The sequence below is a fragment of the Subtercola boreus genome, from assembly GCF_003399625.1.
Lineage (GTDB): Bacteria > Actinomycetota > Actinomycetes > Actinomycetales > Microbacteriaceae > Subtercola > Subtercola boreus_C.
Genome location: NZ_NBXA01000019.1, coordinates 1 through 19,918, shown reverse-complemented (window position 1 = coordinate 19,918; position 19,918 = coordinate 1). Strand labels below are relative to the sequence as shown.

The following is a 19,918-nucleotide window of genomic DNA, read 5'->3' as shown; positions in this document are numbered from 1 at the left end:
CGTGAGCACCACCACTAACCCCATCAACCGCGCCAACCCCGCCATCACCACCACCGTCATCGCCGAGATCTGGCTCGAGAACCGTCGGGGCAGCTCGGCTCTGGGGATCGGCGAGAGCCGGCCCCGACTGTCCTGGCAACTCAGCGGCTGGGACACTCCCGCCGCGGTCGACATCGAACTGAACGACAACAGCGGCGAACTCCACGTCGAGGCCGTCGACCCGACGACCACCCGGCTCATCGACTGGCCCTTCAGCCCGCTCCGCTCCCGCACGCAGGTGCAGGTGCGGCTGCACATCACCCAGCAGGATGGCGGGGAATCCTGGAGCGAGCCGCTCACGATCGAGGCCGGGCTTCTGGAGCGCGACGACTGGGCCGTCCCGTTCATCAGCCCTTCTCCCTCAGCTGCCGCGGGAACCCTGCGGCCGGGCTTCCTCCTCCGCGCCGACTTCGACCCCGCCGATCTCGGAACCGACTCGGCACGGATCAGTCGTGCCCGCATCTACTCGACCGCACACGGAATGTACGAGCTCGAGATCAACGGCGCCCCGGTCAGCGACGAGCTGCTCGCCCCCGGCTGGACGAGTTACAGCCACCGCCTCCGGTACCAGACCACCGACGTCACGAGACGCCTGCGGCCAGGCGGCAACACCGTCGGCGTCTGGCTCGCCGACGGCTGGTACCGCGGTCGGATCGGATTCGACGGCGGCGTCTGGGATGCCTACGGGCCCGACGTGTCGGTATTGCTGCAGCTCGAGCTCACCCTCGACAGCGGCACGGTCATCCGCGTTCCGCTGGAGAACAGCTGGCGGTACCGAGTCTCCCCCATCCAGGCCACCGGACTCTACGAGGGGGAGACCTACGACGCCAGGGAACTGCCGATCGGATGGAGCACCCCCGACTTCGATTCCGCCGACTGGGCCACCCCCCACCGCCTCGAACTGAGCGACTATCCGGCTGAGATCGAAGCGCCGACCGGCCCCCCGGTCAGGGTCACGGAGACTCTGCGACCGACATCCACGGAGCTGCTGCCGAGTGGCCGCATCCGTCTGGACTTCGGCCAGAACATCGCCGGTCGCCTCCGGATCCGGGTGAGCGGGCCCGCCGGCCACCAGCTCAGACTCCACCATGCCGAAGTGATCGAAGACGGGCTCCTCGGCATCCGCCCCCTCCGCACCGCCATCTCCATCGACACCTACACCTGCAGCGGCGACGGTTTCGAGGAGTGGAGCCCGCGGTTCACCATCCACGGTTTCCAGTACGCCGAGCTCGAGAACTGGCCCGGCGACACCGACGGGATCGACGTCGAAGCGGTCGTGATCCACACCGACATGGAACGCACCGGATGGTTCGACAGCTCCCATGCCGGCCTGAACCGGCTCCACGAGAACGTCGTCTGGAGCATGCGCGACAACTTCGTCGACCTCCCGACCGACTGCCCCCAGCGTGATGAGCGCGCAGGCTGGACCGGGGACATCCAGGTCTTCACTCCCACTGCCCTCTCCCTCTACGGCGCCCACGGCACGCTCACCGGCTGGCTCCGGGACCTGGCGTTCGAACAGCGGGATCAGGGCCACGTTCCGAACTTCGTGCCGTGGATCGAATGCGGCTTCCCCAACTTCCCGACCGCAGCCTGGGGCGACGCTGCCGTGATCGTGCCCTGGGAGCTGTACCGCCACGACGGCGACCCCCGGATCCTCGCCGACCAGTACGACAGCATGAAGGCCTGGGTCGACCTGGTCTCCTCGCTGACCGGTGGAACGGGTCTCTGGAACACCGGGTTCCAGTTGGGAGACTGGCTGGACCCGGCCGCACCACCGGAGAATCCCGGCACCTCGCAGACCGACAAATACCTCGTCGCGACCGCCTACCACGTGAAAACCGCGCGGATCCTCGCGGATGTCGCCCAGATCCTCGGGCACACGGCCGACGCCGAGCGGTATCGCGTCATGGCCGACACGGCAGCCGCCGCCTTCGGCGACGAGTACCTCTCCGAGACCGGACGTGTCGTCAGCGACACCGTCACCTCGATCGCCATCGCCCTGGTCTTCGATCTCTTCGCGAGCGAAGAGCAGGCCGCCCACGCCGGGCGACGCCTGAACGACCTCGTCCGGGCATCCGGATTCCACATCACGACCGGCTTCGTCGGCACCCCCATCATCTGCGACGCCCTCACGATCGCGGGGAGCGTCGACTCGGCCTACCGGCTCCTCCTTCAGGACGAACTGCCCTCGTGGCTGTACCCCGTGTCGATGGGAGCCACGACGATCTGGGAACGCTGGGACAGCATGCTGCCCGACGGCTCGATCAACCCCGGCGGCATGACCTCGTTCAACCACTACGCCCTGGGCGCCGTGGCCGACTTCATGCACCGCGTCGTGGCCGGGCTCAGCACAGAAGGTGTCGGAAGCCGAAGGCTCCGGATCGCGCCCAGGCCCGGCGGGGGTCTCACCCACGCGTCCGCCGAACACCGGGGCCCGCTCGGCACGGCATCAGTGGCATGGACCCGCGTCGGAACGACCTTCGACCTGGATGTCGAAGTGCCGGCGGGAGCCACCGCGACCGTCGTGCTGCCCGGCAGCACTGGAGAGGGCCTGCCTGTCGGGCCAGGCCGGCACCACTTCTCCTCCACTTTCACCCCAGCCGAACAAGACCAGAGAGAACTGTCATCGTGACCGACCCGCAGACCATGATCCGCCCCGGCCAGCCCTGGCTCGACACCGACGGCAACCGCATCCACGCCCACGGGGGCTCCGTCATCACCGTCGACGGAGTCTTCTACTGGTACGTAGAGAACAAGGAGCGGTCGACTCCCGGCTCCGACATCTGGCACTGGGGGGTGCGCTGCTATTCCTCGAGCGACCTCATCAACTGGCAGGACCGTGGCCTGATCATCCCGCCCGACCAAACCGACCCGGAATCCCCGATGCACCCGGCGCAGTACGTCGACCGCCCCCACATCATCCACAACGAGCAGACGGGGAAGTTCGTCTGCTGGATCAAGATCATGACGAAAGGATCCATCCAGCGCTCCACCGTACTCACCGCGGACTCGATCCTCGGCCCCTACACGATCGCCCGCACCTGGCTCCGGCCCCTGGGGATGAGCGCCGGCGACTTCGATCTCGTCGTCGACCCTCACGACGGAAAGGGCTACTACTACTTCGAACGCGTGCACTCGGAGATGATCTGCGCCGACCTCACCGACGACTACACCGACGTCACCGGGTACTACTCCACGCACTTCCCGCAGCCCCAGCCACCCTTCGTGAGGGAGGCCCCGGCCTACTTCGCCCGGAACGGGCTGCACTACCTGCTCACCTCGGGCACGACCGGGTACTACCCCAACCCCTCAGAAGCAGCGGTGGCCCACAGCTACCACGGCCCGTTCGAGGTGCTCGGCGACCTCCACCCCACCGACTCATCACGCACGTCATTCCACTCCCAGATCTCGTCGGTGTTCAAGCACCCCACCAAGAAGGACCTGTACATCGCGCTCGGCGACCGCTGGCTCTCGAGCTACCTCGCCGACGGCGCCCAGGCCCACGAGGCCTTCGTCGAACACTTCGCCCCCGGCCGCGACAGCGACGAACCCATGGAGGAGTTCGCCGAGGTCAACACCTCGCTGGCCGACTATGTCTGGCTGCCGATCCGCTTCGACGAAGACACCCCCGTCATCGACTGGCGCGAAGAATGGAGCCCGGAAGAGTACGACTGAGAGACGTCGTTCTCCTTCCACGACTGCCGCTCGCCCCGCTCCTCAGGCCGGGTAGACGACCACTCCGCCGGTGACACTCACCCGGGCATCCTGGCCCGCGCTGTATCGTTCGGGCACGGGAGTCACGTAGGGAACTCTCACGAGCTCCCCACCCCCACCGATCGTGACGGTCACGTAGAGCGTCGAGCCCACCGACTGCACGTCGACGATCGTGGCGTTGGGCGACGTGCTCCCGACGTCGATGGCGAGCTGCGCCGGCCTGACGAGGGCCCGGTGCAGCCCGATCGCCGCGCGGTGGTCATGCCGGACGGGGTGCGACCCGAGCACGGTCCGGGCTTCGCCGGCGCTCACCTCGCAGGGCAGGAAGATCGAGTCTCCGAGAAAGTCCGCGATGTCTGCTGTGCCTGGGTTGTCGTAGACCTCCGAGGGCGGTCCGGCCTGTGAGATGCGACCGCCGGCGAGGATGGCGACCTGGTCACCGAACGAAAGGGCCTCATCCTGGTCGTGCGTGACAAGGATCGTCGTGACACCACTGTGTTCGAGGGCTTGGATGACCGCTTCGCGAGTGGATGCCCGAAGCCCTGTGTCGAGCGCGCTGAACGGTTCGTCGAGCAGCACGACCTGCGGTTCCGGAGCCAGCGCGCGAGCCAGGGCGACCCGCTGCTGCTGGCCTCCGGAGAGTTCGTGCGGATACCGGCCGAACAGGTTCGCGCCGATCGCCACCAGCTCGGCGACCTCAGCCACCCGCGTGGATCTCCGTGCCGGTCGGGACAGTCCGAACCGGATGTTCTGCTCGACCGTGAGGTGCGGGAAGAGCGCCCCATCCTGCGCGACATAACCCACCCCCCTCTGATGCGCGGGAACAGGCGAGGCCCCGCCCGCCAGAAGCACGTCTCCGAGGCTGATCCGTCCGGCATCCGGAGCATCGAAGCCGGCGATGATGCGCAGCAGGGTGCTCTTGCCGCTGCCGGATGCGCCGACGACGGATGTCCGTGAACCTCTGGGCACGGTGAGGTCGACGTTCTGCAGAACAGGGTGCCCGCCCAGGTGCTTCGTGACGTCGGTGAGGGTGAGAGTGGACATCAGCGAGCACGCTTTCGGGTCTGCAGGAAGAGGATGGCCACCGAGGGAAACGACAGTGCGATGAGCAGCAACGCGTACGGGGCGGCGTCGGAGTAGGCGACAGACGAGCTGGCCGACCAGAACTGCGTGGCGAGAGTCCGTGTGCCGCTGGGGGCGAGCAGGAGTGTCGCGGTGAGTTCGTTCGCGGCACCGAGACCCACCAGCGCGGCCCCGGCGCCGAGGGCAGGGAGGATGAGCGGCAGGGTCACCTGCGCCCGGGCTGCAAGGGGTGAGCGGCCGAGAGACCGGGCGGCTTCTTCGAGGGAGACCGGCGCCTGGGCGATACCGGCCCGGAGGCTCACGAGAGCGCGGGGCAGGAAGATGATGACGTAGGCGAGCACCACGGTGAACACGGACTGGTACAGCGCCGGAACGATCCTGATGGTGATGGTGACGAGCCCCAGCGCAATGATGATGGCCGGCAGACTGCTGGCGAGGTAGTAGGCACCCTCGAGAAAGCGGGCCAGGCGCCCCGGGCGTCGAACGGTGAGCCAGGCGATGGGAAGGGCGACGAGCACGGTCACGACGGCACCGGTCACGGCCAGGCCGGCCGTCTGGATGATCGCCCCCGGTAGCTCACGCTGCGACCAGGGGTCGCCGATGCTGAGCCAGCGCACGAGACTCGCCGCGGGCACACCGATTGCCGCGACCAGCAGCGCCGCCAGCGCGGCCAACGCGAAGGGCGCCGACCAGCCGAGTCGCTGCACCACTGCAGACCTCGCCGCGCCCGATCCGACCCGGGAGTACCTCGCCGTGCCGCGCGTCGCAGATTCGCCGACGAGCAGGATGAGGCAGAGACCGGCGAGCACGATGCCGAGCGCGCTGGCAGCGGGCCCGGCGAAGGTGGACTGGTACTGCACCACGATCGCGGTGGTGAACGTGTCGAACCGGATGAGCGCGAACGCGCCGTACTCCGACAGCAGGTGCAGGGCGACGACGAGGCCGCCGCCCCAGACCGCGAGCCTCAACTGCGGCAGAACGACACGCGCGAAGACCCCCCAGGGACCCAGCCCGAGCGCCCGGGCGGATTCCTCGAGCGCAGGGTCCAGCCGACGGAGCGTAGCGACCGCCGGGAGATAGACCAACGGGTAGTAGGCCAGAGTCGCAACGAGAAGGCCCCCGCCGATACCTCCGATCGAGGGAATGGCGCTGACCCAGCCGTAGCTGCTCACGAACGCCGGGATGGCCAGCGGAGCGGCGAGCAGAACTGCCCAGACGCGCCGGCCCGGGAGGTTCGTGCGCTCCACGAGCCACGCGCCGCCCACCCCGAGCACTACCGTCACGGGAACTCCGAGCACGACGAGCAGCACGGTGTTGACCAGCAGTTCGCCGACTTTCGGCCGGAAGACCAGCGGGGCGAGCGTCGGCCAACCGACCTGGAACCCGATGGCGACCACGTAGCCGACGGGCAGCAGCATCACGACGGCCAACACCGCCACCACGACCAGCAGGAGTGACGGCCGCCGCCGCCCCGCGTTCATCAGATGAGGCCGGCCTGGGTCATGAGGTCGGTGACCTGGGTGCTGTTCAGCGTCGACGGGTCGATCGCGGGAGCATCGAGAGTGTCGAGTGCGGGCAACGCCGGATTCGGAGTGACATCGCTGGCCACAGGATATTCGAAGCTTGTGCCGGTCTGGAGGATCGTCTGGCCGGCCGTGCCGGTGAGGAAGGCGAGGAACGCCTGCGCCGCGGCCTGGTTCTTACTCGAGGCCAGCACTCCCCCGCCCGAGATGCTCACGAACGCGCCCGGATCCTGGTTCTTGAAGTAGTACAGCTTCGTATTGCCGCTGTTCTCCTTCGTGCCGGCCTGGTCGATGGCCCAGTAGTAGTGGTAGATCACGCCCGCCGGCACCTGACCGGCGTTGACGGCCTTCATCACGGTGCTGTTGCCCTTGTAGTCGACGTAGTTCGTCTTCATCGCGGTGAGCCAGGCGAGCGTTGCGTCGGAACCCTTGAGGTCGAGGTAGGCCGACACGATCGCCTGGAAGTCGGCTCCTCCCGGGGACGCGGCCCAGCGTCCTTTCCATGCCGGGTCGGCGAGGTCGCTGAGGGATGCGGGCAGGTCGGCTTCGGGCAGCAACGACGGGTTGTAGACCAGCACCGTGGAGCGGGCGGCGATTCCGGTCCACTTCGCGGTCGACGGTCTGTACGCATCCGGAACCTGCGCGAGCGTCGCCGCATCGACGTCGGCGAACAGACCCGCGTTCTCGACCAGCGACATCGCCGGTGAGTTCTCGGTGAGGAACACGTCGGCGGGCGAGGCCGCGCCCTCGGCGACGAGCTGGTTCGACAGCTCGGAATCGTCGCCGTTCCGGAGGGTCACTTTCACGCCGGTCTGCGCCGTGAAGGCGTCTGCCCAGGCCTGCGTGAGTTCTTCGTGCTGGGCGTTGTAGACCGTGATCGAGGTGCCGGCGAGGGAGGCGGAGTCGCCCGAGGCGCCCGGCGTCGGGCTGGAACCGGAACAGGCGGAGAGGGCGAGAGCGACCGCTGCGGAGACGGCGATGAGGAGGGGGAGGCGTTTCATGGATCCTTCGGGCTTTCACGCTCAGTTTTCGGGTTATGTAAGGCTACCCTCACTCTCGTGGATGCCGCACCACGCGTCGAAGAAGCTCAGGACAGCGCCAGCGAGATCAGGAGCGTCATCCCGAGCGCGATCACCGAAGCAAGCGAGACGCCGACGGTCACGGTCTTGAGGGCGCCCCGAACCGACTGGTCGAGGAAGCTCTGCAGCAACCAGAAGGTGTTCGACGTCACGTGGATGCAGAACAGCGCCCCCGACCCGGCGGCGAGCGCAATGAGCAGGGGGTCGAGCCCCCTCGTGTGCGCGACGGGCGCGATGATGCCGGCCGCCGTGATGGCCGAGAGGGTCACCGAGCCGACCGCGATGTGCAGCACCGCCGCCATCGCCCAGACCAGCAGGATGGGGGCGAACGCCGTCGCCGAGAAGTAGCCCTGCAGCACCGCACCGAGGTCGCCCTTCGCGATCACCGCGGCCAGCGACCCGCCGATGCCGGTGAGAAGGAAGATCTGGCCGCCGTCCTGGAAGCCCTTCACCACGGCGTTCTCGATGCGCTTGCTGCCGACGGCCGCGCGGCCGGTGATGCCGGTCGCGATCACGGCGAGGAGCAGGGCGATGATCGGGCTGCCGAGGAACTGCATCACGGGCACCTCGATCCCGGCCACGGAGAGCACCGCCTGAGCGGCGATCAGCGCGAGGGCGACCAGCATCGGGGCGAACAGCAGCAGCAGCGGTTGCTCCTTTTCGTCAGGTTCGCCTCCCCCTGCCGCCTGCGGTGCGGGGGCTTCATCGTCGTCGCGCACCACGACCGGCTCGTCACGCTCGGGGTTCCAGAAGCCGAGCCGGAAGAACAGCGACATCAGCAGGATGGTCAGCACGACCGTCGGCGCCACCACCGCGAAGCCCCCGAGCATCATCACCCCCAGCGGCACCCCGAGGAGGCCCGCCAGAGCGACCGCCGCGAACCCCGGCACCATCATCACGATCCCCATCTCGAGCCCGACGGCGAAGGTCACCCCCACGATGCCGGTGCCGACGCGCCCGAGCCGCGGGGCGATGCGCCGGGCGAGAGGCGCCGCGATCACGATCAGCACGTCGACGAAGACCGTCTGCAGGTAGGTCGCGAGCGACAGGCCGAGGGCGTACGGGATGCCGCGCCGCCCGAAGACGCGCATCAGGCTCTCGACGAGCCGGGTGATGGCGCCGAGCTCGTTCAGCATGGCCCCGATCAGTACCCCCCAGCCGATCAGGATGCCCGCCTCCATCATCACGTCGCCGAAGCCCTGGGTCATGGCCGAGACGGTGTCGACCGGGCCGAGCCCCGTGAGCAGGCCGATCGCAGCCGCACCGAGCGCCAACGCGATGACGGGATTGACGCGGAACCGCACGATCACCACGACGACCGCCGCGATCACGAGCGCAACGACGCCCAGGGTGTACCACTCGGGCATGGCTGGCCTTTCGAGTGGTTTTCGCCTCCGGCGAGCCGTTGTCGGTCGCTGCCCAACTCCGGCAGCAGCCCGGTTGCGGTCGCAACATCCTCAAGCGGTCATGTCCGCAAGCGGGCGACAGCCGGTCTCACTTGGCCGGACGGTCGGTCAGGGGTGGAGGCTGATGTCCGCGTCGGTCGTGCGCCACGAAGTGAAGAGAACGACGAGGCCCGCCCGTGACGGCGCGCAGCAGAACGGCCCGGCGCTCACCACGGCTTCAGGTCGGAGCGGCGCCACCCGAACCAGGCGCCACATCTCCTCATCCACCCGGGCCCGGATCGTCACCGCGTCACCCGAACGGCTCGCCCGCACCGTAACGGAGCGGCCCGCCCATCCTGAGGCCGGCCCCAGAGACCAGTCGGATTGACCTCGGGTGACGACGGCACCGAGGCTCGCCTCGTGTCATACCCCTCAACCTGAACGACCTGCTCTGTCCGGGCGATGTTTGCAACGCCGCGATCGGCAACGTCGTGACGTACCGTGATGACAGCCACTTGACAGACCCGTTTGCGAGAAGTCTGACCTGGGCGTTCGACGAACGGCTGCGGCCGGGGTTGCCGAGTCTGTTTCCACCGCAATGATTTTCTGAGGCCAGTACAGCTTCGAATCGACACCTGCCCGCGACCGGCTGGGAATCGGGGAAGACATCGCGGGCGCGGCGTCAGATGAGCCGGTGTCGGCGGAACGCTGTCCACACACCGTCATCGTGTACCGACGTCGTCACTTCGCCGGGCGGGGCTCCTCACCGCGGTGCTGTCCGTCGCCGAGTCGGCGGATGCTCACCTTCACCTCCCGGGGTTCGATAAGGGTTTCGTCTGGGTCGACGAAACGCTCCTGGGGAGGTACGGGGAGATCGGAGCTGCGGCTCGACGGTGACCACCTCGGCTGGCGCGGGCGCCGCTTCGATGAGCGCCAGAACTCGATCGACGGGCATCCTGCCGAGGATGAGTCCATTGCGGTAGCCCTCTTCCGGACTCCAGTCGCCACTCCTCAACGCTTCGCCTCGTGGACGCGGTCACGGAGTCGAGACCGCGCAGAGCACGGGATACGGTCAGCGGTGAGACCCCCGCCAGTGCGGCCACATCGGCCATCGTCGGCAGCCGGTTGCGCTTACCCGACATCTTCGTCCTCTTCGATTCGATGAACGACAGTTGGCCCCCATTCTTGTTGACCGCATCTGCAACAGAGGTCCCCCCTCTGTCGACGCCGTCGACTCCGGGCTCCGAACCTACGCCGAGAGCTCGCTTCGGATGATCTCCGCCCCCGCCCCGAGCGCGGCGAGCTTGGCCCGGGCAACTCCCCGGGGCAGGGGCGCCATGCCGCAGTTGGTGGAGGGGTAGAGCTTGTCGGCGTCGACGAACTGCAGCGATCTCCGCAGCGTGTGGGCGACCTCCTCCGGTGTCTCGATGGCGGTGGTCGCCACGTCGATGGCACCGACCATGACCTTCTTGCCCCGGATGAGCTCGATCAGGTCGAGGGGTACGTGCGAGTTGTGGCACTCAAGCGAGACGATGTCGATGTCGGAGGCCTGGATCTTCGGGAAGATCGCTTCGTACTGGCGCCACTCCGCCCCGAGGGTCTGTTTCCAGTCGGTGTTGGCTTTGATGCCGTAGCCGTAACAGACGTGCACCGCCGTCTCGCAGGTGAGCCCTTCGATCGCTCTCTCCAGCGCGGCCACGCCCCAGTCGTTCACCTCGTCGAAGAAGACGTTGAAGGAGGGCTCATCGAACTGGATGATGTCGACGCCCGCATCCTGCAGCTCTCTCGCCTCCTGGTTGAGGATGGTGGCGAACTCCCAGGCCAGCTTCTCCCGGCTCCCGTAATGGGCGTCGTAGAGAGTGTCGACCATGGTCATCGGCCCGGGCAGGGCCCACTTGATGGGCTGGCCGGTCTGTGCCCGGAGGAACCTCGCATCGTCGACGAAGACCGGCTGCTCCCGGGTCACGGCGCCGACCACGGTGGGCACAGAGGCGTCGTAGCGGTCGCGGATCCTGACCGTCCTCCGGTTCTCGAAATCGACTCCACTGAGGTGCTCGATGAAGGTGGTGACGAAGTGCTGGCGGGTCTGCTCGCCGTCGCTCACGATGTCGATTCCCGACTGCTGCTGATCCAGCAGCGACAGGCGGAGGGCATCCCGCCGGCCCTCCGCCAACTCGTCGCCGTCGAGCTTCCAGGGCGACCAGAGCTTCTCGGGCTCTGCGAGCCACGAGGGCTTGGGCAGGCTGCCGGCGGTGGAGGTCGGAAGTGTGGATGTCGGACGTACTGTGTTCATGACCGTTCTCCGTGCGGATCGAGCTGATGGACCGTGACGCTGTTCGACCACTCCTCGAGCGCGGCCCTGTGCGGAGTGATGAAGTACTCCTCTGCGAACCTGCCCTGCTCGAGGGCCAGCCGGCTGCGCTCTTCGCGGTCGTAGACGATCGGGATAGGCGAGAAGTCCGGGTTCGCGAGGCTCGGCCGGTACAGGGCGCCCGCTACGGAGGTGGCGTTGTAGACCTCCGGTCGGTAGATCTTCTGGAAGGTCTCCATCGCTCCGATCGTAGCGGCCAGTTCGAGGTCGCTGTACGTACCGAGCAGATCACCGAGGTGATAGAAGGCCAGAGGGGCCACGCCATTCGGGGGGAGGAAGAAGCGGACGCCCAGCCCCATCTTCGCGAAGTAGGCATCCGTCTGCGAGTACTCACTCTGCCGGTACTCGACGCCCAGCACAGGGTGACGATTCTCGGTACGCCGGTAGGTCTTGCTGGTCGAGACGCTGAGACAGATGACGGGCGGCTTGGCGAAGTTCCGGGCATAGGCGTCGGAACTCAGAAACGCCTTGAACAGGTTTCCGTGCAGAACCCCGAAGTCGTTGGGGAGGCCGGCCGCGAGCTGGTTCCTGTTGTACTCGGGGAGCAGGATGCTGAAGTCGTAGTCCCTGACGTACGACGAGAAGTTGTTCCCTGTGATGCCCTGAATGCGTTCACCGGACCGTCGGTCGACCAGGGTGGTCTGCAGCACTTCGATCACCGGCATGGCGTCACCGCCGCCTCCGCCGCCACCGCTTTGGCCGCCACCGTCGCTGCCACCGTCGATGGCGACGCTCACCGAGACGATGTCGAGTTCGATCGAGTACCGATCCCCGCTTCCGCCGCCCACGTGGGCGAGTTCGGCGAACCGCCTGTCGATCATCCCCAGGGCCTTCCGCAGGTTCTGCTCGCGGTTCTCGCCCCGCGCCAGGTTGGCGAAGTTCGTCGTGATGCGCGAATCGCCGCGAGGGCGATAGTCCTCATCGAATCGGGTTCTCTCCAGGGAGAACGTCACATTGATCATCGTTCGAGCACAGACCGATCTATTGAGGGGCGTCAGAAGTCGCGGAGGTTCGCTCGGAGGCCGCCGCCGCCGAAGGAGGTACGGAGGATGCCACGGCGACGGAGTTCGGGCACGGTCTCGTCGAGCATCCGGTGCACGGTGACAGGATGCAGGTCGCCGTTGATGATGAAGCCGTCGTTGTCGCACGTGTCGCCGAGCTCCTCGACGAAGTCGGCGAACTGCACGGCCGTGCCCACGAAACCGGAACCGTCGGCGAGCCGCCCCTTGCGCGCCTTGCGGGTCGCGATCTGGCGCACGGTGTCGGAGGTGAGCGAGCCTCCCCGCCCGACGAGGTTGTTGATCGTGCCCTCTGACACGTGCTGCCCGAAGACCCCGGCGGGCAGGGGGCGGTCGAGGTCGAGCCCGGTGAGGTCGGTCTCGAGGTCGCTCGACTGTGCGGCGAGAACGGCGAGCAGAACGTCGTCGGTCGGATGCTCGGACTCCCGCACGAGGCGATCCACCTCCTCCTGGCTGCCCAGGATCTCGGGCTTGATCACGAAGAGCACCGCGATGTCCGACGGTTCCCGGCCCTCGGCCACGGCGGCGTCGTGGATGCGTGCACGGTACGCCCGCACGCTCGAAGCGTCGAGTGGAGCGAGCGCGAGCTGCACGTCGGACTGGTGCCCCGCGAAGGCGAGCCCGCGACCGGATCCGCCCGGCGACACGATCACCGGATCGCCCACACCCTCGTCGAACGGCAGGGCGTTGAGGGGCCCGTCGAGCGTGAAGTACTCGCCGCGATGCTCGAACGCGTCGAGCCGGGAGGCATCGGCGAACCGCCCGGAGTCGACGTCACCGACGTAGGCTCCCGAACCCCAGCTGTGCCACAGCCGGCGCACGACCTCCAGCCACTCCTCGGCGCGATCGTAGGCGGCGTCGTGCGAGAGTTCGGGCAGGCCGAAGCGCCTCGCGCTCTTCACATCCGTGACCACGTTCACCCCGAACCTGTTGCTGCTGAGGTGCTGCAGGGTGGCGAACTGGCGGGCCGCGAGATAGGGCGGGTAGGCGCCGGCATTCACCGTGGGCGCCACACCGAGGTGCGTGGTGGCACCGAAGAGGTAGGGCGCGAGCAGCAGCGGGTCATGCTTGGGCCCGCCGTAGGCCGAGTCGACCCGGAGCGGAAGCGTCGACGGCGAGCCGAGCGAGAGCGCGTCCTCGACGATGAGCAGGTCGAACCCCGCCTGCTCGAGCTCCCTGGCCGACTGCTGGTAGATGTCGGGCCGCTGCCATGCGTAGTTCCAGCGGTAGTCGGGCCGCCCCAGCCCTGCGGGCCGAAGCCGCGGCCGAAGAACCATCCGAAGTGCTGGAGCTGTGACATGCCCCCAGTCTGGGTGAGGAGCCCGGCCCAGAACCGCAATGTTTCGCCATGTGAAGGGCGGGCTCCGGGTCAGGCGGGCGAACCCGTAGCGTGGCGGCATCGAGAAAGAGCACAGGTAGAACCATGACAACCACCCGGCAGGCGTACGGCGAGGACAACTTCGGCTTCAGCACCGAGCAGGTGCACGCCGGCGAAGTCATCGACGCAGAGTTCGGCGCCCGCATCACCCCCATCTACCTGACGGCCGGTTTTCTGTTCGACTCGTTCGACCACGCCGAGGCACGTTTCGCCGGTGAGGATGGCGGGCTGGTCTACACCCGGTACGCCAACCCGACGCACACCGCCGTCGAAGCCAAGCTGACCGCGATGGAGCGCGGCGTCGACTCCCTCCTCGTGGCGAGCGGCCAGGCCGCGATCACGGTCGCCCTGCTCGGCATCCTGCGCTCAGGCGACCACTTCCTCAGCACGCCGAGCCTCTACGAGGGCTCGAAGACGCTGTTCCGCGAGAACTTCGAACGCCTCGGCATCGAGGTCGAGTTCGTGGATGATCCGCACGACCTCGGCGAATGGAAGCGCCGTGTGCGTCCGAACACCCGGGCCATCTACGGCGAGACGATCCCGAACCCGAAGAACGACCTCATCGACATCGACCTCATCGCGGGGTTCGCGCGCGCAGAGGGCCTGCCGTTCGTGATCGACAGCACGGCATCCACTCCCTACCTCATCCGGCCGATCGAGCACGGTGCCAACATCGTGGTGCACTCTGCAAGCAAGTTCCTGAGCGGGCACGGCGCATCCCTCGCCGGCGTCGTCGTCGATGGCGGAAACTTCGACTGGGCCGCCTACCCCGAGAAGTTCCCCCAGTTCAACACCCCGGCCGGCGGACCGAGCAGGCCGGACAGCCCGACGCTCGTTCAGAAGTTCGGCCGCAAGGCCTACCTCGAGTACACCCGGCTGGTGATCGCCGGCCGGTTCGGCCCCGTGCTGTCGCCGATAAATGCGTTCCTGCTGCAGCAGGGGCTCGAGACTCTCTCGCTGCGCGTCGAACGGCACTGCCGGAACGCCCTCGCTGTCGCGACGTGGCTCGAGCAGCAGCCCGAGGTCGTCTCCGTCGACTACCCGGGACTCGCCTCGAACCCATCGCACGCGATCGCCCTCAAGCACTACCCGCGGGGCACGGGCTCCGTGTTCGGCTTCACGCTGGCCGGGGGACGGGATGCCGCACGCACGGTCATCGACGCGGTCGAGCTCTTCAGCCGGATGTCGCACATGGGCGATGTGCGGTCGCTCATCCTGCACCCCGCATCGACCTCGCACGCGCACCTCACCGATGACGAACGCGACGCCCTCGGCATCCCGCAGGGGCTCATCCGGCTCTCGGTCGGCATCGAGGACGACGTCGACCTGCTCGACGACCTCGAGCGCGCGTTCGCCGCGCTGCGCAGAACTCCAGAAAACCTGGCGCGCTCACGGCACCACCCCACACTGCCTCTGCAATCCTCAGATCTGGTTGTGTCCGCGGAATAACCACGGCTTACATGCGTTTGCATAGATAGGCCCTCGTCGGGCCGCCTGTCTCAGGAGAAGAGAGCATCATGCCAACACAGACTCAAGGACTGCACCACGTCACTGCCATCGGCGGCGCACCGCAGCAGAACATCGACTTCTACATCACCGGGCTAGGCCTCAGGCTGGTGAAGAAGACCGTCAACTTCGACAGCCCCGGCACCTACCACCTCTATTACGGGGATGACGCGGGCCGTCCCGGCTCGCTGATGACCTTCTTTCCGTGGCCGAACGTGCGCCAGGGCCGCGTCGGCGCCGGCCAGTCGACCACGACAGCATTCTCGGTGCCGGCGGGCAGCCTCGGCTGGTGGAAGCAGCACTTCGCCGATCTCGGCGTCGACTCGACCGTGTCGACACAGTCCTCCGACGAAGAGCGCCTGAGCCTCCGCGACCCCGACGGCCTGCAGCTCGACCTCGTCGCCTCGAACGTAGTCGATCCTCGCGATCCGTGGGATTCGGCATCCGTTCCCGCCGAATTCGCCGTGCGCGGGCAGCACTCCTCCGTGCTCACCGTGCGGGATGCCGCCGGCACCGCGCGCACCCTCACCGAGCACCTCGGCCTGCAGCTCGTCTCTGAGACCGCTGACCGGCAGCGATTCTCCGCAGGCCCCGGCGGCGCCGGACACATCGTCGACGTTGTCGCCGACCCCCGGGCAGAACTCGGCCTCACGGCCGGTGGCACCGTGCACCACATCGCCTTCCGCGTGCCCGACGGTGCCACGCAGGCGCTCTGGCGTTCGCAGCTGGTCGACCAGGGCTACCAGGTCACCGAGATCCTCGACCGCCAGTACTTCACCTCGATCTACTTCCGCGAACCCGGCGGAGTGCTGTTCGAGATCGCCACGGACACCCCCGGATTCGACATCGACGAGCCCCTCCTCGAGCTCGGCCGCGGCCTGAAGCTCCCGCCGTGGCTCGAACCGAACCGCGAGCAGATCGAGCACGCCGTCGTTCCCGTCACCCTCCCTCACGAGAACAACCCCGCCCTCTCCGAGGGTGACGACCGATGACGTCGTCGACCGCGGCGGCCGGATCCGGATCCGGGTTCGCCGCCTGGCCGCACATCTTCCGGCCCGCCTCAGGGCCCTCCACAGGCCCCCTCATCCTCGCCCTGCACGGAACCGGCGCCAGCGAATCCGACATCGTCGGCCTCGCCGAACGGATCGCCCCGGGCGCCGCGATCCTCGCGCCCCGGGGCCGGGTCGACGAGAACGGGGCTAGCCGGTGGTTCCGCCGAGCCGGTGAAGGCGTGTTCGACGTCGACGACGTGATCTTCCGCGCCGGGGAACTCGCCGGGTTCGTCGGCTGGGCTCTCGCCGAATACGACCTGGGCGGACGCCCCGTCATCGCGACGGGGTTCTCGAACGGCGCCAACATGGCTCTCGCACTCGGAATGCTCCACCCCTCGGTCGCGGCCACCGTCGTGGCCTTCTCGGGGATGTACCCGTTCGGATCGCGCGAAACTCTGACCGACCCGATCCCGACACAGCTGCTGCTCCTCAATGGCGATAACGATCCGATGGCCCCGTCGACCAGTGTCGACACGCTCGAACGGACGGCCCGGGCATCCGGAGCCACCGTGACCCGTGTGAGACGCCCCGGCGGGCACGGCATCACCGAGGCAGAACTCGTAGAGGCGGCGCGCTGGGTGGCGAACCGCGGGTAGGTGACGCTCACACCTCGTCGGCGCGCCGCCGGTACCTCATCGACTGTCTGTACCACCGGGTCACGGCCAGGATCACGAGCCCGGCCGCCGCGATGAAAACGATCAGCATCCACGCCTGGGTGACGAGCAACACCAGAAAACCGCCGGGGCGCTCCGTATAGAAGTAGCTCGCACCCTGCGAGTCCCATTCAAGCCACGCCTGGCCGTACCAGAACCCGGCCCGACCGACCGCTCCGCCGAGAATGACGAGACAGACGCTGAGAGCGACGAGGACAAGCGCGGGCCGGTACGGATACATGACACGACTCTTCCCTCCCGAGATGTCCGGCAGGCAAACGATTCTCGCCGATCCCCGCTCTATCAATGCCTCGAGCCTAGCTAGAGCTCGATGATAAGTTGATGAGGCGACTACGCGTTCGCCGGATCGAAACAGTGCTTGAGTACCGACGCACGGTCAGCCTTTTTACCGCCGCCAGGGCTTTCCGCCAATCGCAAATCAGGCGGAAGCGACCCCACCCGTTCCACCCTCGGCGCCGAGGAGCCTGTCAACCGCGACGATCAGCTCAGGCACCCGCTCCGATGCGGCACCCCAGACAACGCATCGTCGATGGTCGTGTATCCGTGAGCCAGAATGTTGCGCAGACCGAAATAGTCTTCGAAAGGATGCAGCGAGTCAGGGGTGAACTCAACGAGAATGTCGACGTCACTCCGCTCTGGATCAAACCGATCGGTAGTGGCAGACCCGAAGATCCGAAGCCGGCTGACTCCATGAGCGCGACACGCACGAGCGATCGCGACACGATCCAAGAGGAGCCCTGTTGTCATGCCGCAAGTGTAGTGAGACAGCCAGCGTGGGGAGAGGGACGAGTACCGACACTTCCCGTTCCGCGAACCCGACCTGCCCCAGCAAACTACTGCCGGCCGAATGGATCGGGCAACGCGCCCACGACACCTTCCGCGAAGCCCACCAGAGGCTCGCCGCTGAGGCCGAGGCGGAGATCGAACGACTGACGGGCTTCGCCGTGATGCCGGATCCCGTCGCGCTGCAGCTGTTCGTGCGCTGACGCCGTCACCCGGGCCGACCCCGCTGCACAGCCGATCGCAGGCCTGACGAAAGCGTCAGATTCATTCCTTCGGCAGCCTGTTAATCGCGAGAGACAGGCCACGCGGGCTAAGCCCGGTCACGTTTTGAACCTGAACCCAGGTCGCACCGCCCTTCAGTGATGCGCGTATCAGCTCGTCGCGACGACGGATCAGTATTTCGCGCTCCTCGGTGACACTACGCAACGCCGCGACGGCCTTCTCAAGCTCATCAAAAGTTTCGGCCACAAATGCCACTATATCAATCGAGGTTTTGTCACTATACTGGGTAAAGCATCATCTATAGAAAGGCACCCCAGTGAACATCGAACCGCGAGACGAGAAGATCGCCCCGCCACTCAACCACCCAATCGAGCCTCTCGTGAAATTGCTACGCGAAGACCTCTTCGATCTCACGGATGGCCTACTCCCCCCGCATATCGTTGACCACGTCACCCAATCCATCTTGGTGCTCGAATCGCTGAGTGAGCCTCTGGCCCGAGGAAGCGCATGTCACCTCAGCTGACCAACGACCCTCACTGACCCAATGACGCTCTACGGGGTTCCCATCCGTTCACCCGATACCATCTCCTGCGAGCCACAACTAAGCGACTGTCCTCGGCTGCCGGGAGAATATTATTTCGGGCGAACAACAACACTTCGCCTTCATACGTCGGGGCACGGGTCTGTAACGTTTTCGGTGTTTCCAGCATTTTCGGTTAGTAGGTTTCTGCTGCCGGCCAGCGGTCGGCGAAGGTGATCGCGAACGCGTTCAGCGCGGGTTTCCACCGCACTGTCCAGCGTGTCCTGCCGGCCCCGGTCGGGTCAAGCGACCGAGTCACCAAATACAGACATTTCAGCGCCGCGGCCTCGGTCGGGAAATGACCCCTGGCCCTGACGGCCCGCCGGTAGCGGGCGTTCAGGGACTCGATCGCGTTCGTGGAACAGATCACGGTGCGGATCTCGACGTCATAGGACAGGAACGGTGTGAACTCTTCCCACGCGTTTTCCCACAGCCGGATGATCGCCCCGTATTGACGTCCCCATTTCTCCGTCAGCTCCTCCAAAGCCACCCGTGCTGCGGCCGCGTTCGGGGCGGTATAGATCGGTCGGACGTCCTTCTTCAACGCGTCCCAGTCCTTCTTCGACGCCAACCGGAATGTGCCTCGGATCAGATGAATGATGCAGGTCTGAACCGTCGCTAACGGCCATACGTTGGACACCACCTCCGGGAGCCCTTTCAGGCCGTCGCAGACGAGGAAGAACGTGTCCTGGACGCCACGGTTCTTGATGTCGGTCAGGACACTCATCCAGAATTTCGCCCCCTCACCACCGGTCCCTGCCCACAGGCCGAGGACGTCTTTCTCACCCTCTAAGGAGACGCCGATCGCGGCATAGATTGGGCGGTTGGCGACCTGGCCGTCCCGGATCTTCACCACGATGGCATCGATGAAGATCGCCGCGTACACGCTATCGAGGGGCCGGTTGGCCCAGGTAGCCATCTCCTCGGACACCTTGTCCGTGATCCTCGAGATCGTTTCCTTGGACACCTGCGCACCATAGATCTGAGCGAAATGCGAACTGATCTCCCCGGTCGTCAAACCGTGGGCATACAGCGACAGGACCATCTCGTCGACGCCAGTGAGGCGGCGTTGATGCTTCTTCACGATCACCGGCTCGAAGGTCCCGTCCCGGTCCCGGGGCACCTCGATCCCCACGTGCCCCGTCGCCTCCGTCAGAACCGTCTTCGACCGTGACCCGTTCCGCACGTTCGAAGAACCACGGTCACGTTCGGCCTGGTTCTTCGCATGCCCGAGGTGTTCGGTCATTTCCTCGTTCAGCGCCGTCTCGAGGACCGTTTTGGTGAACTGCTTCAGCAGCCCATCAGGCCCCGTCAAAGACAGGCCCTGCTCAGCCGCCATCCGGACCAATTCCTTGGCCGCCAGCTCCTCCGCAGAGGGCTCTGTTAACGCCGACCGAAAACGGTACCAATGTTGCCGATTGAAAACGGTGCCACGTGGTGTGTCTAGTTTGTCGTAGTGGTGAGGGTTTTGTGTCCTCGGAGCCGGTAGCTGGTGCCTTTGAGGCTG

At 66.7% G+C, this 19,918-nt stretch carries 19 protein-coding genes and 1 pseudogene; 7 read left to right on the top strand and 13 right to left on the bottom strand.

The window, feature by feature from the left end; all coding sequences use genetic code 11:
- Position 1: 1 nt before the first annotated feature.
- Both B7R21_RS08575 and B7R21_RS08570 read left to right on the top strand, forming a co-directional pair.
- Complete coding sequence (locus B7R21_RS08575) at positions 2 to 2,674, top strand: alpha-L-rhamnosidase (RefSeq protein WP_253259712.1); 2,673 nt, start codon at positions 2 to 4, stop codon at positions 2,672 to 2,674.
- Positions 2,671 to 3,717 carry a family 43 glycosylhydrolase gene (locus B7R21_RS08570; protein WP_253259711.1) on the top strand — a complete coding sequence of 349 codons (1,047 nt, stop codon included), beginning with the start codon at positions 2,671 to 2,673 and terminating at the stop codon, positions 3,715 to 3,717. Before B7R21_RS08575 ends, B7R21_RS08570 begins: the two co-directional genes overlap by 4 nt.
- Positions 3,718 to 3,759: 42 nt before the next feature.
- Here B7R21_RS08570 and B7R21_RS08565 read toward each other — a convergent pair whose 3' ends face one another.
- From B7R21_RS08565 to B7R21_RS08545, 5 genes are all read right to left on the bottom strand, one after another.
- Complete coding sequence (locus B7R21_RS08565; protein WP_116282836.1) at positions 3,760 to 4,800, bottom strand: ABC transporter ATP-binding protein; 1,041 nt, start codon at positions 4,798 to 4,800, stop codon at positions 3,760 to 3,762.
- Positions 4,800 to 6,320, bottom strand: a complete 1,521-nt coding sequence (locus tag B7R21_RS08560) for an ABC transporter permease (protein WP_116282835.1) — start codon at positions 6,318 to 6,320, stop codon at positions 4,800 to 4,802. Before B7R21_RS08560 ends, B7R21_RS08565 begins: the two co-directional genes overlap by 1 nt.
- Positions 6,320 to 7,363: an iron ABC transporter substrate-binding protein gene (locus B7R21_RS08555; RefSeq protein ID WP_116282834.1), complete on the bottom strand. Its 1,044-nt coding sequence runs from the start codon at positions 7,361 to 7,363 to the stop codon at positions 6,320 to 6,322. Before B7R21_RS08555 ends, B7R21_RS08560 begins: the two co-directional genes overlap by 1 nt.
- A gap of 86 nt (positions 7,364 to 7,449) precedes the next feature.
- Positions 7,450 to 8,808 carry a GntP family permease gene (locus B7R21_RS08550; protein ID WP_116282833.1) on the bottom strand — a complete coding sequence of 453 codons (1,359 nt, stop codon included), beginning with the start codon at positions 8,806 to 8,808 and terminating at the stop codon, positions 7,450 to 7,452.
- Positions 8,809 to 8,955: 147 nt separating this feature from the next.
- Positions 8,956 to 9,198, bottom strand: a complete 243-nt coding sequence (locus B7R21_RS08545; RefSeq protein WP_116282832.1) for a DUF1349 domain-containing protein — start codon at positions 9,196 to 9,198, stop codon at positions 8,956 to 8,958.
- 53 nt (positions 9,199 to 9,251) lie between these two features.
- Here B7R21_RS08545 and B7R21_RS20950 point away from each other — a divergent pair, with 53 nt between their 5' ends.
- Positions 9,252 to 9,428 (top strand): SGNH hydrolase domain-containing protein, encoded by a 177-nt coding sequence (locus tag B7R21_RS20950; RefSeq protein WP_367379395.1) that lies wholly within the window; start codon positions 9,252 to 9,254, stop codon positions 9,426 to 9,428.
- A gap of 204 nt (positions 9,429 to 9,632) precedes the next feature.
- Here the strand turns inward: B7R21_RS20950 and B7R21_RS08540 are convergent, their stop codons facing one another.
- The 4 genes and pseudogenes from B7R21_RS08540 to B7R21_RS08525 form a co-directional block, all read right to left on the bottom strand.
- Complete coding sequence (locus B7R21_RS08540) at positions 9,633 to 9,938, bottom strand: LacI family DNA-binding transcriptional regulator (RefSeq protein ID WP_253259717.1); 306 nt, start codon at positions 9,936 to 9,938, stop codon at positions 9,633 to 9,635.
- 137 nt (positions 9,939 to 10,075) lie between these two features.
- Positions 10,076 to 11,119 (bottom strand): methionine synthase, encoded by a 1,044-nt coding sequence (locus B7R21_RS08535; protein WP_116282831.1) that lies wholly within the window; start codon positions 11,117 to 11,119, stop codon positions 10,076 to 10,078.
- Positions 11,116 to 12,159: a putative oxygenase MesX gene (locus B7R21_RS08530; RefSeq protein ID WP_116282830.1), complete on the bottom strand. Its 1,044-nt coding sequence runs from the start codon at positions 12,157 to 12,159 to the stop codon at positions 11,116 to 11,118. Before B7R21_RS08530 ends, B7R21_RS08535 begins: the two co-directional genes overlap by 4 nt.
- A 32-nt stretch (positions 12,160 to 12,191) precedes the next feature.
- Positions 12,192 to 13,516, bottom strand: a pseudogene (locus B7R21_RS08525) (LLM class flavin-dependent oxidoreductase).
- Positions 13,517 to 13,639: 123 nt separating this feature from the next.
- On the opposite strand from B7R21_RS08525, the gene B7R21_RS08520 reads away from it, so the two are divergent.
- The 3 genes from B7R21_RS08520 (at position 13,640) to B7R21_RS08510 (ending at position 16,748) form a co-directional block, all read left to right on the top strand.
- The gene (locus B7R21_RS08520; protein ID WP_116282829.1) at positions 13,640 to 15,043 is read left to right on the top strand and encodes an O-acetylhomoserine aminocarboxypropyltransferase/cysteine synthase family protein; all 1,404 of its coding nucleotides are present in this window, start codon (positions 13,640 to 13,642) and stop codon (positions 15,041 to 15,043) included.
- Between the two features lie 68 nt (positions 15,044 to 15,111).
- On the top strand, positions 15,112 to 16,092 hold the full coding sequence (locus B7R21_RS08515; RefSeq protein ID WP_116282828.1) for a ring-cleaving dioxygenase: 981 nt from the start codon (positions 15,112 to 15,114) through the stop codon (positions 16,090 to 16,092).
- Positions 16,089 to 16,748, top strand: a complete 660-nt coding sequence (locus B7R21_RS08510) for an alpha/beta hydrolase (protein ID WP_116282827.1) — start codon at positions 16,089 to 16,091, stop codon at positions 16,746 to 16,748. The genes B7R21_RS08515 and B7R21_RS08510 overlap by 4 nt, the downstream gene beginning before the upstream one ends.
- 7 nt (positions 16,749 to 16,755) lie before the next feature.
- On the opposite strand, the gene B7R21_RS08505 is transcribed toward B7R21_RS08510, so the two are convergent.
- Together B7R21_RS08505 and B7R21_RS20945 are read right to left on the bottom strand one after the other, a co-directional pair.
- Positions 16,756 to 17,046, bottom strand: coding sequence for a hypothetical protein (locus tag B7R21_RS08505; RefSeq protein WP_116282826.1), 291 nt, complete (start codon positions 17,044 to 17,046; stop codon positions 16,756 to 16,758).
- Positions 17,047 to 17,306: 260 nt separating this feature from the next.
- The gene (locus tag B7R21_RS20945; protein ID WP_116282825.1) at positions 17,307 to 17,573 is read right to left on the bottom strand and encodes a nucleotidyltransferase family protein; all 267 of its coding nucleotides are present in this window, start codon (positions 17,571 to 17,573) and stop codon (positions 17,307 to 17,309) included.
- Positions 17,574 to 17,599: 26 nt separating this feature from the next.
- On the opposite strand from B7R21_RS20945, the gene B7R21_RS08495 reads away from it, so the two are divergent.
- A complete protein-coding gene (locus B7R21_RS08495) occupies positions 17,600 to 17,812 on the top strand; it encodes a PaaX family transcriptional regulator C-terminal domain-containing protein (RefSeq protein WP_172592104.1) in 213 nt (70 codons plus the stop codon).
- A 61-nt stretch (positions 17,813 to 17,873) separates the two neighbouring features.
- Here B7R21_RS08495 and B7R21_RS19710 read toward each other — a convergent pair whose 3' ends face one another.
- Together B7R21_RS19710 and B7R21_RS08485 are read right to left on the bottom strand one after the other, a co-directional pair.
- On the bottom strand, positions 17,874 to 18,077 hold the full coding sequence (locus B7R21_RS19710) for a hypothetical protein (protein WP_147305850.1): 204 nt from the start codon (positions 18,075 to 18,077) through the stop codon (positions 17,874 to 17,876).
- A 470-nt stretch (positions 18,078 to 18,547) separates the two neighbouring features.
- On the bottom strand, positions 18,548 to 19,750 hold the full coding sequence (locus B7R21_RS08485; protein WP_437184182.1) for an IS256 family transposase: 1,203 nt from the start codon (positions 19,748 to 19,750) through the stop codon (positions 18,548 to 18,550).
- Between the last annotated feature and the right edge of the window lie 168 nt (positions 19,751 to 19,918).